The following is a 14,111-nucleotide window of genomic DNA, read 5'->3' on the forward strand; positions in this document are numbered from 1 at the left end:
CGCCAGCCGCGCTCCGCCGGACGACGGCCACGACGGAAAGCACCGCCGTGGCCGTCGCATGTCATCTCACCGCGCCGCACACTGCGCGGTCCGGGGCCGGGTCAACTCTTGAAGGCGTCCTTGACTTCTCGCCGGCCTGCTTCACGTGCGGCTGTTGCGTCTTCAGGCGGGCGCAGGGGTTTCGTCGGCGATGGCGGTGTGCGTGTCAACCCGAAGAGCGGTTCTTGCAACTAATTGGCAATTGCGTAAGACTTGCATCAGGGGCCGGGCGTCCCGGCCACGCGATGATCAGTACCTCCGCTGGGGCGCCCGACCGCTTCGTGGCCGATGAGCGTTTTGAGGAGCTGCTGGTGGGTGTCTACTCGCTGCCCGACATGCCGTACGACTACGGTGCCCTGGAGCCGGCGATGTCCGGAGAGATCCTGGAGCTGCACCACAGCAAGCACCACGCCGCGTACGTCAAGGGCAGCAACGACGCCCTGGAACAGCTCGCCGATGCCCGCGACAAGGGCGACTTCGCGGCGCTGGTCGGGTTGGAGAAGACGTTCGCGTTCAACCTGTCCGGGCACGTGCTGCACTCCATCTTCTGGAACAACCTGTCCCCCGACGGCGGTGACCGGCCGGACGGAGAACTGGCCGCGGCGATCGACGAGTACTTCGGCTCGTTCGAGGGCTTCGCCGGGCAGCTGTCGGCGGCGACGAAGAGCGTGCAGGGCTCCGGCTGGGGTGTTCTCGCGTGGGAGCCGCTGGGGCAGCGACTGATCGTGGAGCAGGTCTACGACCATCACGGCAACGTCGGGCAGGGATCGACGCCGCTGCTGGTGTTCGATGCCTGGGAGCACGCCTACTACCTGCAGTACCGCAACGTCCGCCCGGACTACGTCGATCGGCTGTGGAACCTGGTCAACTGGGCCGACGTCACGGCCCGCTTCGACGCCGTCCGCGCCGCCACCCCGAAGCCCTGACGTGACGGGACCGGTCCCGGCCGCCGTCGACCTCGTTCAACGCGCCGCCGGGGTCATCGCCGCCCGACGGCGCGGTGACCTCGCCGGCGCGGAGGAACTCCTGGCCGCGTTCGACTCGGAGCAGGCCCGGAGTCTCGGCTTCTACCTGCTCGCCGACCTCGCGCTCGACCTCGTCCGCGCCCAGACCGGACAGTGCCTGGACGACCTGGTCCGGGAGCTGACGCTGCTCGTGGCCGACGCCGCGCAGTCCCCGCCGATCTGAGCGAGCCCGTCTACAGGACGGTCCGGTCCGATGATCTCGATGGTATTCGTCACCGTGACGAGGAGGCGGGCGGCGGGCTAGGGTGACGCTGCCGTGGTGTTCGGGAAGCCGGTGCGATACCGGTGCGGCCCTCGCCACTGTGATCGGGAAGTCCGCGGCCCTCGTCGCTTGCGAGGTCACTGGGCGCCATGCGCCTGGGAAGGCCGGCTTCGGACGCACCTCCCGTCAGCCAGGAGACCGGCCACGGCACTGCAATGACCCGTCCACGAGGTGCTGGAAGGCGGTCCCGATGCGCGTGCGCGCGATGCGGTCCACCCTGTCCCGGCGCGTTGCCGCGCCACTGTCCATCGTGCTCGTCCTGCTCGCCGGTTGCGCCACGGACGACGCACCCACCGCCGCGACCACGGCGTCGGCGGCGCCCGCTGCGCTGATGAACTGCGGCACGCCCGTGACCGTCGCCGCGCCGCCGAAGCGGGCGGTCACCCTGAACCAGCCCGCCACCGAGATCATGCTGGCGCTCGGCTTGGCCGACCGGATGGCCGGCACGGCGTACCTGGACGACGCGATCCTGCCCGAGCACGCCGCCGCGTACGCCTCGGTCCCGGTGTTGTCGGAGAAGTATCCGTCGAAGGAGGCGCTGCTCGACGCGGAGCCGGACTTCGTCTACGCCTCGTTCCACAGCGCCTTCGGGGACGAGGGCGTCGGTGACCGGGCCGACCTCGCCGGGCTCGGCGTCGGGACGTACCTGTCGCCGGCCGGCTGCCCGAAGCCGCACCGCCCGGCCACGCTGACCGTCGACGACGTCTTCGCCGAGATCCGGGACGTCGCCGCCGTCTTCGGCGTGCCGGAGCGGGCCGAGAAGCTCATCACCGACCAGCGGGCCCGGATCGCCGCGGCCGCCGCCCGGCTCCGCGACGCGCGGAAGGTGTCGGTGCTGTGGTGGGACGCCGGCACGGACGCGCCGAGCGTGGGCGCCTGCTGCGGCAGCCCCAACATGATCATGTCGGCCGTGGGAGTCCGCAACACCTTCGGCGACCTCGCCGGGAGCTGGGCCGACACCAGCTGGGAGGCGGCCATCGAGCGGGACCCCGACGTGATCGTGCTGGTCGACGCGAGCTGGGACCGGGCCGCCGCGAAGAAGGCGTTCCTGACCCGGCATCCCACGCTGAAGGACCTGCCCGCGGTGGTCGGGCAGCGGTTCGTGGTCATCCCGTTCTCGTCCACCTCGGCCGGTGTGCGGGTGGTGCGGGGAATCGAGGCGCTCGCCGAGGGAGTGGCACAGCTTCCCGGAGCGGACCGCTGACCGCCAGGACCGACGGCACCGCATCCACCGGCCACAGAGTCGGGACCGGCCGCGTCGGGATGGCAGCTGCCGCCGAGGACCTCCGCCGCCGGTTGAACACCGGGACGCTGCTGGTCCTGCTGCTCGCGGCTCTGGTCGGGTCGATCGGCGCCGCCGTCACCGTCGGGCCGGCCGACATCTCGGTGTCGACGGTGTGGGCGGTGGTGGCCGACCGCCTGCGTCTCGGCGACGCCGACGTGCCGCTGCTGCGCGAGCACATCGTCTGGCGGCTGCGCCTGCCGCGCGTGTTCGGCGCTGCCGCGGTCGGGGGAGGACTGGCCGCGGTCGGCGCGGTGATGCAGACACTCACCCGCAACTCCCTGGCTGATCCATACCTGCTCGGGGTGTCCTCCGGGGCGTCGCTCGGCGCGGTGGCGGTCCTCGTCGTCGGCCTCGGGAGCGGGGTCGCCGCCCTCACCGGAGGAGCGTTCGCCGGCGCGCTCGCGGCGTTCGCCGTCGTGGTCACGGTGTCGGGCCGGCGCGCCGTCCTCGCCCCGACCAAGGTGGTGCTGGCCGGGGTGGCCGTCGCCCAGCTGTGCGCGGCGGCGACCTCGTTCGTCATCATCTGGGTCGCCGACCCGCACGCCACCCAGAGCATCACCTTCTGGCTCTCCGGTTCGCTGGCCCGCGTCGACTGGGCGGCCCTGGCCTGGGCCGCACCGGTCCTGGCCGCCGTGCTCGTCCTGCTGGCGGTCCACGCCCGCACCCTCAACGCCTTCGCCTTCGGCGAGGACGCCGCGGCGACCCTCGGCGTCCCGGTCACCCGGGTACGGTGGCTGCTGCTGGTCGCCACCGCGCTGCTCACCGCGGCACTGGTCGCCGTCAGCGGCGCCGTCGGCTTCGTCGGGTTGATCCTGCCGCACGCCGTGCGCTTCCTTACCGGAGCCGACCACCGGCGGCTGCTGCCGGCCGTCGTCATCGCCGGCGCGATCTTCCTGGTCTGGGTGGACACCGCCGCGCGGACCCTGTTCGCGCCCCGGGAACTGCCGGTGGGCGTGCTGACCGCGCTGCTCGGCGTGCCCGCCTTCGTGATGCTGCTGCGCCGACGGGAGGTAGGCCGCTGATGCTCACCGTCACCGGCGTCTTCCGGTCGGCCGGCGCCCGCCAGATCCTCGACGACGTCACCTGCAGGGTTCCGGCGGGCAGCCTTGTCGGGCTGCTCGGCCCCAACGGCTGCGGCAAGACCACCCTGCTGCGTGTCATCGCCCGACTCACCACACCAGACGCCGGGCGGGTGACGGTCGGCGGTGACGATGTCGCCACGCTCTCCCGGGCCACGCTGGCCCGGCGGGCCGCGCTGCTGGCCCAGCACGCCGACACCGACCTCGACCTGACCGCCATCGAGGTGGTGCTGCTCGGGCGTACCCCGCACCGCCGCTCGCGGTGGTCCGACAGCGCCGCCGACCGTGCCGCCGCCGACGACGCGCTCGCCCGCGTCGACCTCGACGGGTACGCCGACCGCCGCTGGCACACCCTCTCCGGTGGGGAACGGCAGCGGGTGCAGCTCGCTCGCGCGCTCGCCCAGCAACCGCGCCTGCTGCTGCTCGACGAGCCCACCAACCACCTCGACATCGGCCACCAGCTGCACCTGCTGCACCTGGTCCGCCGCGCCGGAATCACCACCCTCGCCGCGCTGCACGACCTCAACCTCGCCGCCATGTTCTGCGACACGGTGGTCGTCCTGGCCGCCGGGCGGGTCGTCGCCGCCGGCGCGCCCGCCGAGGTCCTCACCCCGCAACTGCTCGCCGACGTGTACGGCGTCCACGCCGATGTCGTGCCGCATCCGGCGACCGGGAGTCCCACCATCACCTATCACCCGCCCGCGTCATGACCCGGCACGTGCTGTTGGTGGCCCGCGCCGTCACCCACACCGCGGGCCACGACACCGTGCGCCGCCTCGCCGCCGACCTCCGTGCGGCACTCGGCGCGCCCGTGTCGGCGTGCTTCCTCGACGGTGCCGCGCCGTCGCTGCACGACGCGCTCGACACCGCCGTCACCGACGGAGCCGGCGAGGTGCTGCTGGTGCCGACACACCTGCCGCCCGACCGGTACCTCGACACCTGGATCCGCCGCGCACACGCCCACTGGGCGGCCAGGCAGGACGATCCGCCGCCGGTGTCGGTCACCGCGCCCCTGGCCGTGCAGCCCGCGCTGGTCACCGCGCTCGCCGAAGCGATCGCCGGCACGCACCAGCCGCTGGCCGGCGCGCCGGGCCCGTTCCGCAGCGCCGCCTGGTCGACCGTTCCCCGGCACCGCCACCACGTCCTGGTCTGCCGCGGACCCCGCTGCACCGCCTACGGTGCGCATGAGGTCACGGACACCCTCACCCGCCGGCTCGCCGTGCACCGTCTGGGCGACGACGACGTACTGGTCACCGCCACCGGCTGCCTGTTCCCCTGCAATCTCGGCCCGCTGGTCGTCGTGCACCCAGACGACACCTGGTACCCGCACGTCGACGCGGACCTCGCCACCCGCATCGCCGATGACCATCTCCGGCGGGGGCAGCCCGTCGACGGCCGACGACCGAGGAGCAGCACATGACGGACGCGGACGGCTGTCTCGTGACCGTCTGCCGGGACTGCTGTTGCGGCGATGAGGGCAAGCATCCGGCCGTCGACCACGACGGGCAGGTGCGACGCCTACGCGAGGCGCTGCCGGCGCCCCATCGGGTCCGGGTCAGCACCTGCCTCGACCTGTGCGCGCAGTCCAACGTGGTCGTCGTCCACCCGACCCGGGCGGCGCGCCGGGCCGGGTCTCGGCCGGTCTGGTTTGGTCTGGTCCTCGGCGACGAGGTGGTCGATGACATCGCCGGCTGGGTCCGTCTCGGTGGGCCGGGCGTCACGCCGCTGCCCGCTCTGCTGGAGCTGTCGGTGGTCACCCCGGGACGCGCCGTGCCGGACCGGTCGACTGGATCCGGTCCTTAATGCATGTTCCGGCTTCCTTCCTCGTAGCGTCCGCTGGACGGTAGGTGATGGGTCGGACCGGATCAGGACGTCGTCGGACGCATCCGCGTCGACCAGCGGCGGCGAGGGCCGGGCACACCGCGTGGTAGCGGTTCCGACCCACCGGAAGACGCACGACCGGCCGGAGCCGACGACTCGGTCGTCCAGCCTGGCCGCGGCCCGGCCGGACTACCAGGGATCAGCTGACAGTGGAGGACGACGAGACGGGTACGGACCGTCGCCGTCGGCGGGCGATCACGCCGAGGATCAGGTCGACGACGAGGAAGCCGAGCAGGGTGACGCCGAACCAGGGCAGCGCCCAGCCCACGGCCACGGTGACCGGCACGCCGAGCAGCAGTGCCCACCACGGAAGCCCTCGGACTCCGCCGCGGGCGGGCGGAGCGCCGAGCGGGGCGCGGCGGTCGGCGCGGGTGGGCCGGCGCTGCCACCACATGCGGTAGCCCCAGACGATGACGCAGAGCAGGCCGAGGGCGAGCGCGGCGAGCAGGATCTGGTTGACCGGCCCGAACAGGATCCCCATGTGGGCCTGGATGCCGAGGCTGCTGAGTTGGGCGAGCAGTGGCCAGTCGGCGAAGTCGCTGCGGGCGGTGACGGTGCCGGCGGCCGGGTTGACCGCGATCCGGTCCCTGGCGACGGGCCAGGTGTTGTCGGTCTGGGCGACGGTCCACGCCATGCCGGGTTCCGCGGCGGGACTGATCTCCACCGGACCGGAAAGGCCAGCGCTGCGAGCGGTGGCCAGCACCTTGTCGTAGGTCGCCGGGTCGCTCTCTGCGCCGGCGGATGCTCCGCCGTGCTGGTGCTCACCACCGCTGGTGGCCGGGGGCGCGCCGTCGAGGGTGGTGGAGATCTGTGGTCTGCTGGCCTGGAGGGCGTCCAGGCCGGCGCCGAAGTTCGCGCCGGCGTACCGGGACCAGGTCAGACCGGTGGCGGACAGGAACAGCAGGCCGACGGCCAGCCAGACGCCGGTGGTGGCGTGCCAGCCCCGCGTACGGCGAACCCCCCTGCGGACGGACAGGTCCGGCACGAGCAGGTGCTTCGCCCTGGCGCGGGTGGCGCTGCGTCGAGGCCACCACAGGATGATGCCGCCGAGGACCAGGACCCACAGCCAACTGGCTGCAATCTCGGAGTAGTGCCGGCCCAGGTCACCAAGGTGCAGGTTGCGGTGCAGGCCGTCCAGCCAGGTGGTGGCCGGAGTGGACCCGAACCAGGTGGTGAGCTGCCCCTTGACCTCGCCGGTGTACGGGTCGACGTAGACGGTGTGCTGCTTGTCGCCCAAGTCCGGCTGGGAGAACACCACCTGCGTGGTCCGGTCGCCGGCACCGCGTGCCACGGCGGCGATAGTGCCGTCGGGGTGTGCGGCCCGGGCCGCGGTGACCTGCTCGGCGAGGGGCTTGGGCTGATCCCCGACGGCGGCGACGGTGAGCTGGTCGCCGTAGAGCGCCTGGTCCAGTTGCGGGGTGATCGTGTACGCGAGGCCGGTGAGGGCGGCGACCAGCAGGAACGGGGCGACCAGGATGCCGGCGTAGAAGTGCAGCCGGGTCAGCATCGCTGCGAGCGGCGTGGGCCGGCGTGCGGGTCGCTCGGTGTCCGGCGCGGCAGCGGACTCCGGCGGGCGATCGCCGGACAGTTCGGTCACGGACATCCACTACTCCGATCGGAAATGAAGGTTTGCGGGTCGGGGTGGCTCGTGCCCGTCGAGCCATGGGCTGCCCGGTCGCCGTCTCCCGGTCGAGTAGTCGGCCGGGGGCCTCAGAAAGTTCCCGGTTGCCCGCGCGAGTCGACCGGGCCGCCCTCCGGCGCGATGTCGGAATGTCCCGCCGCTCGGCCCGCGCCTGCGGCAGCCGCGAGGAGGGCGTTGCAGCGGGCGAGGTCGTCGGTCTCGCCGGTGGCCTCGGCGCGGTCGGCGGCCCGGTCAGGATTCCGGGTGGACCGTCGGCGCATCACGATGACGGCTCCGGCAGCGATGATCATGACCAGGAGGATCCCGCCGCCGATCAGAATCAGCGCCCCGGGCCCGTCGTCGGAGTCGCGGGCTGCGGCGGCGGGGCTCGCCGCGGTGGGGCTGGTCGCCGTGGTGGATGGCACGGCGGCGGCCGGGGTGACCGGCGCGGGCGCGTCGGGGCTGGCGGTGGCGGTGGGGTCGGCGACGGTGAACCGGTACGAGCCCTGCACCGGGTGCCCGTCGGCGGAGACGACCCGGTAGGCGACGGTGTAGGTGCCGTTGGCCAGGGCCGGGACTGTCAAATGAACGGTGTGTCCACGGTTCTGAGGACTACTTGCGGCCTGCGGACAGGCGGCCTTCGAAAGCGATGTCGAAGGCGTTGAGGGCGGGCTTCCAGCGCGATGTCCAGCGCCGGCGGCCCTGCCCGGTCGGGTCCAGGCTCATGATCGCCAGGTAGACGCACTTGAGCGCGGCGGCTTCGTTGGGAAAGTGGCCGCGGGCGCGGACGGCGCGGCGGATGCGGGCGTTGACGGACTCGATGGCGTTGGTGGAGCAGACGACCGGTACCGCTCCGTGCGCTCCTGAATGTCCTCGCTGGTGATGGGCGATAGTTGGGCTTCCCAGGCGATGTGCCGGGTGCCGTCGTGGGAGGAGGCGAGTACGTCGGCGCGCCAGGTGCCGTCAGAGGCGCGGACCTCCATCTCGGCATGCCAGTCGGCGGCCCGCACCGCGGTGGCCAGTTCCAGCTTGAGCAGGTGGTGCTCCAGGGATTCGTTCAGCCAGGCGCAGTCGGCGGGGCGGCCGGGGTCGTGGGCGAAGTAGCGCAGCTTGCGGGTGGAGACCTTAGCGTGTACGCCATACCCGCACTCGGGGCAGCGCAACGCGACCCGCGGCCGGGTCTTGTGCACTGCCGCCCAAGTCAGCCCGCACCCTAGGTCGGGCAGGGTGGCGTCGATGCGGCCGGCCTCAGGGTGGATCGCCGCGAACGCCATGTGAGTTCCCCCCGCTTTCATGGAGCGGTGGTTACCTGCTGCCGGCTGGTGCAGGGGTGGTGATAGGTGGTTCGGCTGGTTCGGTCTGGCGGCTGTGCCAGGCGTTCTCGTACTCGTTCGGGCTGAGGTAGCCCAGTTCCTTCTGGATGCGGCGGGTGTTGTACCAGCCGTCGATGTAGGCGAAGATCGCGTTCTCGGCCTCGTCGCGGGTCCGCCACGAGGTGCGGTAGACGAGTTCGATCTTCAACGTCGACCAGAAGTTCTCCATGAGCGCGTTGTCGTAGCTGTCGCCGACGGAACCCATCGAGGGCAGGATCCCGTTGTCCTGCAAGCGTTCCGCGAAGCGGAAAGACGTATAGTTCGATCCTCTGTCCGAGTGGTGGATCAATTGGCCGTCGCGGACGTCGCGCGACCAGATGCCGTATTCGAGGGCGGCGAGGATCAAGTCGGTGTCGCAGCGGTCAGACGTCTTCCACCCGACGATCCGGCGGGAGAACGCATCGCGGACTGCGGCGAGCCAGAACACGCCCTCGCCGCAGGGGATGCGGGTGGCGTCGGCGACCCACAGGCGGTTCGGGCCGGTCGCGGTGAACTGTCGGTTGACCAGATCCGGTGCCGGCGTGTGCCGGGGGTCCTGTCGGGTGGAGCCGCCGCGCCAGCCTCGACGCAGGAACGCCCCCTGCCAGCCCTGGCCGGCCATCAACCGCTCCACCCGCTTGCGGCCCACGCGGATGCCGTCACGGCGTAGCTGCCGGTGGACCCGGTCCGCGCCGTAGGCGCGCCCGGACGTCTCCCAGATATCGTAGATGTTGGAGATCAGCCCCAGGTCGACCACGTCCCGGTCACAGGGCTGCTCGGCCTGCCTGACCCACGCGTAGTAGGTCGAGGCGCCGATGTTCAGGACCCGTAGCAGGAGCGCGACCGCGAACTGGTCACGATGTTCGTGGATGAACCTCATGACCGTCGCCGGGTCGGGTCGAGCTCCGCCGCGAAATACGCGCTCGCAGCCTTCAGGATTTCGTTCGCCCGCCGCAGCTCGGTGACTTCCCTGCGCAGCCGGCGGTTCTCCTCAGCCATCTCGCTGGTCGGCCGGTCGTGACGCTCGTCGGCGTCAGCCTCGGCCTGCCGGATCCAGTTCCTGAGCGCCTCGTGATGCACGCCAAGCTGCTCGGCCAGGCGCCGGATGACGGGCTTCGGGTCCGACTCGCGGGTACAGGCGCACAGCGCGCTGACGAAGCTCATCGGGGTACTTCTTCGGTGCTGCCACGGACGACTTCCTCCCCCACGGCCATCAGACCATGGTCAAGAAGCTCCATGAAAGCGGGGGTGGCTCACATCGCCGCCTGTCTCGTCTGCTCTTGCTGACTGCTGATTGGGCTTTGCGGTTGATCGCTGTGTAGGGCGTTGACGGCGGCAAGAGCGTGCGCGTGTCCGCGACGGGAGAAGGGAGTCAGATGGCGGTCGCGGTTGGTGTGGACGTGGCCAAGGAGTTCCACTGGGCTGCGCTCGTGCACAGCGAGACGGGACGGGTCCTGGCGAGCCGGAAAGTCGACAACGATCCGTCGGCGATCCAGGTGCTCATCGACGACATCCGAGCCGCGCAGGCCGAGCACGGGCCGGCCACGGTCGCCATCGACGTGCTCGGTGGCATCGCCGGCCTGCTGCAGGTCATGCTGGTCGACGCCGGCCTGCGCCTGGTGCATGTCTCCGGTCTTGCGGTCAACCGGGCTCGCCGTGGCACCCGCGGGGGTGAGCACAAGTCGGACCCGCGCGACGCCAAGGTCATCGCCGATCAGATCCGGCTGCGCGCAGACGAACTGCGTCCCGTCGAACCGGCCACCGAAGCCGACAGCGAGCTGCGGCTGCTGGTGGGCCGCCGCCGGGAACTGGTGGTCGACCAGACCCGCCGCATCAGCCGGCTGCGGGATCTGCTCGCCTCGATTCATCCCGGTCTGGAACGCGTCGTCGACCCCACCCACAAAGTCGACGCGGCGCTGTTGGCCCGCTATGTCACCCCGGCCGAGATCCGCCGAGCCGGCCGACGCCGCATCAGCGAGTACCTGCGCACCACCGGCCGGCACAACAGCACCGTGATCGACGCCCTGGTCGACAAGGCACTGACCGCCGCCGGCGCCCAACACGTCACGGTGCCCGGCGAGACGGTCGCCGCGGACATCGTCCGCGACCTCGCCCGCGAGGCACTCGCCTGCCGGGACAAGCTCGCCGACCTGGACAAGCGGATCCTCAAGGTTCTCGACCGCCACCCTGACGCGGCCCTCATCCAGTCCCTGCCCGGGATGGGGGCCACCCTCACCGCCGAGTTCCTCGCCGTGGCAGGCGGCATCACCCGTTTTGCCACCGGTGACCAACTCGCCAGCGCCGCCGGCCTCGCACCAGTCCTGCACCAGTCCGGCAAGGTCCACTACCTGCGCCGCGCCACCAGCGGCGACAAAACCCTCAAACGGGTCTTCTACCAATCGGCGTTCTGCGCCCTGCAACGCGACCCGGCCAGCCGCGCCTTCTACGACCGCAAACGCGCAGAAGGCAAACGACACCACCAAGCCCTCATCGCCCTGGCCCGCCGACGCATCAACGTCCTGCACGCCCTCCTGCGCACCCGACAGCCCTACCGACTCGATCACCCTCTCGCGGCTTGACTCAGTCATTAGGCTGCCGCCCGAAGACCTCCTGCCACGCGCGCTGAGCCTCATCGGCGTCGCCGTCGGCATCGAGCGCTCACGCCCGGGTCGCGGCATGGCGGCGAGATGGGTTGGTTTTCCGGCTGGGCCTGCTGGCGTTCGGTGGGGTCGTAGAGGGCTTCGAAGGCGGCTGGTGGTAGGTCCGCCTGCTCGGGGCGCCCGTCGATGTAGCTGATGACGACACCGTTGACGCCACCGGGACGGGGTCGCACTGGGGCGGCCCCGTCCTCGGTTGGTTGGCGTTACTCGGCCAGGAAGGCCAACAGTGCCTCGTTCACCTCGCTGGCGTGGGTCCAGAGCAGGCCGTGCGGGGCGCCGGCGATTTCGACGTAGTCGGCTTGCGGCAGCCGCTTGTGGAACTCGCGGGCGGTGGCGTCGATCGGCAGGATGTTGTCCGCGGTGCCGTGCAGGATCAGCGCCGGCACGTCGATCTTGTCGATGTCGGCCCGGAAGTCGGTGACCCAGGTCGGTACGACGGCGCTGGAGGCGTACCAGGAGGCGCCGGCGGCGACGTTCCAGCTGTTCCGCAGGGCTTCCTCGGAGAGCCTGCTCCCCAGCGTCTCGTCGGTGTTGTAGAAGTTGCGGTAGAAGTCGGTGAAGTAGGCGTACCGGTCGGCGGTGACGGCGGCGAGGATGCCGTCGAAGACCTCCTGCGGCACGCCGGTGGGGTTGTCCGCGGTCTTCAGGAGGAACGGCTCCAGCGAGGCCAGGAAGGCGGCCTTGGCGACGCGGGCGGAGCCGTACCGGCTCAGGTAGCGGGCCACCTCGCCGGTGCCCATGCTGAAGCCGACGAGCACGACGTTGGTCAGGTCGAGTGTCTCCAGCAGGGTGTGCAGATCGGCCGCGAAGGTGTCGTAGTCGTACCCGACGGTGGGTTGGCTGGACTGCCCGAAGCCCCGCCGGTCGTAGGTGATCACCCGGTAACCGGCGTCGAGCAGAGCGGCGCTCTGCTTCTCCCAGGAGTGCCCGTCGAGGGGGTAGCCGTGGATGAGCACGACGGGCTGTCCCTGGCCGTGGTCCTCGTAGTAGAGGTCGATGGCGGTGCTGTTCTCGGTCCCGACGGTGATGTACGGCATGACGGCCTCCCCTGTCACGTTCGGAGAACGACCGTTCTCCGATCTGTGGGTTAGCCTAGAGAACGACCGTTCTCGGCACTAGCCCCTCGGCGGGCCTCTCGCCGTGAGCGTGGTCACCAAGACCCGAACAGCAGGAGGGGAAACATGCCGGCGCAGGCCGACGAAGCGATCCGCGAGAAGGTGCTGGCCGTCGCCGACCGGCTCTACTACAGCCGCGGCATCCAGGCGGTCGGCATGGATGCCCTACGGGCCGAGGCCGGCGTCTCCCTCAAGCGTCTCTACCAACTCTTCCCCTCGAAGGAGAGCCTCGTCGAGGAGGTCCTGCACCGCCGGTGCCAGATGTGGAGTGAGCTCGTCGAGGCGGCCGTCGCGACCGGCGAGACGCCCCGCGCCAGGCTGCTCGCCGTCTACGACATGCTGGCCCGCTGGTTCGACGAGGACGACTTCCGCGGCTGCGTTTTCATCAACACGTTCGGCGAACTCGGTGCCAGCACGCCCCGGATCGCCGACCTCGTCCGCGAGCACAAGGCCCAGTTCCAGGCCCGTCTCGCCGAACTCATCGCCGAGACTGGCGGCCCCGCGTCGCTCGCCTTCCAACTCGCCATCCTCGCCGAGGGGGCGCAGACCACAGCCGCCATCGCCGGCACGAGCGAGGCCGCCGGCCACGCCCGCGCCGCCGCCGCGACTCTCATCGACGCCACGCTGGCCGGGAAGGCGGCGAACTGAGAACCGGCCTGGATCACGGCGAGCCGAGAGGCGGCCGGGGCTCAGGACGCCGCGCGGCCGGCACTGCGCCGCACAGGCTGCCGCCGCTGATCTCGGCCGCCGTTCTGACGGAACCGGACGGGGAAGGCAAGCTGATCTCGGGCCATCGTGGGGCTGAGGACCGCGGTGGGCGGTCACTGATGCCCGCCGTGGAGGCACCGGGCGAGTCAGCCGCCGTGCCCGCCAGCGGCCCGAAACACCGGCCGAATCCCGGACATGATCATGATCGGCGAACGCCCCGCCGAGGCCGACGATCGTGCTGTGCCCGGCCACTGGGAGGGTGCCGATGGCCCGGTACGCGTACGACAACGCCGGCCGGCTGCGCGCGGTGTGGGACCCGCGGCTCGACTGGAACGACGCCGGCACCACCCGGCAGCTCCGGGAGACCTACGACTACACGGCGGGCGGGATCCTCAGCGTCGTCAAGCCGGTGGCCGAGGAGCCGTGGCAGCTCAGCTACACGACCATCCCGGGCGATCCGGGGGCGGGCCGGCTGCACAAGGTGACCCGCTCGGCGCTGGCCGCCGGCACTGCCGTCCAGACGGTGGTCTACAAGGTGCCGGTGTCCGGCACCGGCGCGCCGTACGACCTGTCGCCGGCGCAGACTAGCCGCTGGGCGCAGACCGAGGCGCCGACCGACGCCACGGCCGTGTTCCCGGCCAACCAGGTGCCGACCGGTGACCCGGCCGCCGGGACGCTGCCGTCGTCCTACGAGCGGGCCACGGTGACGTACCTGGACGCGAACGCGCGTGAGGTGAACACGGCCACGCCGGGCGGGCACATCAGCGCCAGCTGGTACGACCAGTGGGGCAACACGGTCCGGACGCTGACTGCCGGCAACCGTGTCCGCGCACTGAATGCCAGCTCGACCGACGACGCGGCAGCGGAGAGCATGCTGGCGCGCAGCCACTCCACGCTCAACATCTACTCCTCCGACGGGCAGCGGCTCACCAACACCCTGGAGCCGGAGCACGACGTCGTCCTGCCGGACGGTGTCGTGGTGCGCGGGCGCACGTTCACGAGGAACATCTACGACGAGGGTGCGCCGACCACCGGGGGGCCGTACAACCTGATCACCAAGCAGGACGTCGGCGTCCGTTGGTAC

16 protein-coding genes, 1 pseudogene and 1 riboswitch are annotated in these 14,111 nt (G+C 71.3%); of the genes and pseudogenes, 10 read left to right on the forward strand and 7 right to left on the reverse strand.

The features are described 5' to 3' along the window. The first annotated feature begins 350 nt into the window (after positions 1-350). From HCJ94_RS28335 to HCJ94_RS28365, 7 genes are all read left to right on the forward strand, one after another. Positions 351-965, forward strand: a complete 615-nt coding sequence (locus tag HCJ94_RS28335; RefSeq protein ID WP_168004076.1) for a superoxide dismutase — start codon at positions 351-353, stop codon at positions 963-965. A 1-nt stretch (position 966) separates the two neighbouring features. Further along, entirely contained in the window at positions 967-1,227 is a 261-nt protein-coding gene (locus HCJ94_RS28340) for a superoxide dismutase (protein ID WP_168004077.1), read from the forward strand. A 77-nt stretch (positions 1,228-1,304) separates the two neighbouring features. Continuing rightward, positions 1,305-1,487: riboswitch (cobalamin riboswitch) on the forward strand. Between the two features lie 29 nt (positions 1,488-1,516). Beyond that, positions 1,517-2,530 carry an ABC transporter substrate-binding protein gene (locus HCJ94_RS28345; RefSeq protein ID WP_205802061.1) on the forward strand — a complete coding sequence of 338 codons (1,014 nt, stop codon included), beginning with the start codon at positions 1,517-1,519 and terminating at the stop codon, positions 2,528-2,530. 59 nt (positions 2,531-2,589) lie between these two features. Next, complete coding sequence (locus HCJ94_RS28350; RefSeq protein ID WP_168004078.1) at positions 2,590-3,633, forward strand: FecCD family ABC transporter permease; 1,044 nt, start codon at positions 2,590-2,592, stop codon at positions 3,631-3,633. Beyond that, complete coding sequence (locus tag HCJ94_RS28355) at positions 3,633-4,400, forward strand: ABC transporter ATP-binding protein (RefSeq protein ID WP_168004079.1); 768 nt, start codon at positions 3,633-3,635, stop codon at positions 4,398-4,400. The genes HCJ94_RS28350 and HCJ94_RS28355 overlap by 1 nt, the downstream gene beginning before the upstream one ends. Then, positions 4,397-5,110 (forward strand): (2Fe-2S) ferredoxin domain-containing protein, encoded by a 714-nt coding sequence (locus tag HCJ94_RS28360; RefSeq protein ID WP_168004080.1) that lies wholly within the window; start codon positions 4,397-4,399, stop codon positions 5,108-5,110. The genes HCJ94_RS28355 and HCJ94_RS28360 overlap by 4 nt, the downstream gene beginning before the upstream one ends. A gap of 20 nt (positions 5,111-5,130) precedes the next feature. Next, positions 5,131-5,493, forward strand: a complete 363-nt coding sequence (locus HCJ94_RS28365; RefSeq protein ID WP_168004090.1) for a hypothetical protein — start codon at positions 5,131-5,133, stop codon at positions 5,491-5,493. A gap of 217 nt (positions 5,494-5,710) precedes the next feature. On the opposite strand, the gene HCJ94_RS28370 is transcribed toward HCJ94_RS28365, so the two are convergent. The 6 genes from HCJ94_RS28370 to HCJ94_RS28390 form a co-directional block, all read right to left on the reverse strand. Further along, positions 5,711-7,174 carry a PepSY-associated TM helix domain-containing protein gene (locus HCJ94_RS28370; RefSeq protein WP_168004081.1) on the reverse strand — a complete coding sequence of 488 codons (1,464 nt, stop codon included), beginning with the start codon at positions 7,172-7,174 and terminating at the stop codon, positions 5,711-5,713. A 107-nt stretch (positions 7,175-7,281) separates the two neighbouring features. Continuing rightward, on the reverse strand, positions 7,282-7,776 hold the full coding sequence (locus HCJ94_RS31600) for a copper resistance CopC family protein (RefSeq protein ID WP_168004082.1): 495 nt from the start codon (positions 7,774-7,776) through the stop codon (positions 7,282-7,284). Positions 7,777-7,804: 28 nt separating this feature from the next. Beyond that, positions 7,805-8,014, reverse strand: a complete 210-nt coding sequence (locus tag HCJ94_RS29760) for a transposase (protein ID WP_507236341.1) — start codon at positions 8,012-8,014, stop codon at positions 7,805-7,807. After that, positions 7,915-8,487 (reverse strand): competence protein CoiA family protein, encoded by a 573-nt coding sequence (locus HCJ94_RS30645; protein ID WP_507236342.1) that lies wholly within the window; start codon positions 8,485-8,487, stop codon positions 7,915-7,917. Before HCJ94_RS30645 ends, HCJ94_RS29760 begins: the two co-directional genes overlap by 100 nt. 10 nt (positions 8,488-8,497) lie before the next feature. Then, the gene (locus tag HCJ94_RS28385) at positions 8,498-9,424 is read right to left on the reverse strand and encodes an IS3 family transposase (RefSeq protein WP_168004084.1); all 927 of its coding nucleotides are present in this window, start codon (positions 9,422-9,424) and stop codon (positions 8,498-8,500) included. Then, complete coding sequence (locus HCJ94_RS28390) at positions 9,421-9,708, reverse strand: transposase (protein WP_168004085.1); 288 nt, start codon at positions 9,706-9,708, stop codon at positions 9,421-9,423. The genes HCJ94_RS28385 and HCJ94_RS28390 overlap by 4 nt, the downstream gene beginning before the upstream one ends. Positions 9,709-9,920: 212 nt before the next feature. On the opposite strand from HCJ94_RS28390, the gene HCJ94_RS28395 reads away from it, so the two are divergent. Continuing rightward, complete coding sequence (locus HCJ94_RS28395) at positions 9,921-11,123, forward strand: IS110 family RNA-guided transposase (protein WP_168004086.1); 1,203 nt, start codon at positions 9,921-9,923, stop codon at positions 11,121-11,123. A 284-nt stretch (positions 11,124-11,407) separates the two neighbouring features. Here the strand turns inward: HCJ94_RS28395 and HCJ94_RS28400 are convergent, their stop codons facing one another. After that, positions 11,408-12,241: an alpha/beta fold hydrolase gene (locus tag HCJ94_RS28400; protein ID WP_168004087.1), complete on the reverse strand. Its 834-nt coding sequence runs from the start codon at positions 12,239-12,241 to the stop codon at positions 11,408-11,410. A gap of 144 nt (positions 12,242-12,385) precedes the next feature. On the opposite strand from HCJ94_RS28400, the gene HCJ94_RS28405 reads away from it, so the two are divergent. Together HCJ94_RS28405 and HCJ94_RS28410 are read left to right on the forward strand one after the other, a co-directional pair. After that, a complete protein-coding gene (locus HCJ94_RS28405) occupies positions 12,386-12,967 on the forward strand; it encodes a TetR/AcrR family transcriptional regulator (RefSeq protein ID WP_168004088.1) in 582 nt (193 codons plus the stop codon). Between the two features lie 325 nt (positions 12,968-13,292). After that, positions 13,293-14,111 (forward strand): annotated as a pseudogene (locus tag HCJ94_RS28410) (RHS repeat-associated core domain-containing protein); the annotation flags it as partial.

Origin of the sequence: Micromonospora thermarum (assembly GCF_012034245.1) — a bacterium.
In the GTDB taxonomy this organism is placed as follows: Bacteria; Actinomycetota; Actinomycetes; order Mycobacteriales; family Micromonosporaceae; genus Micromonospora; species Micromonospora thermarum.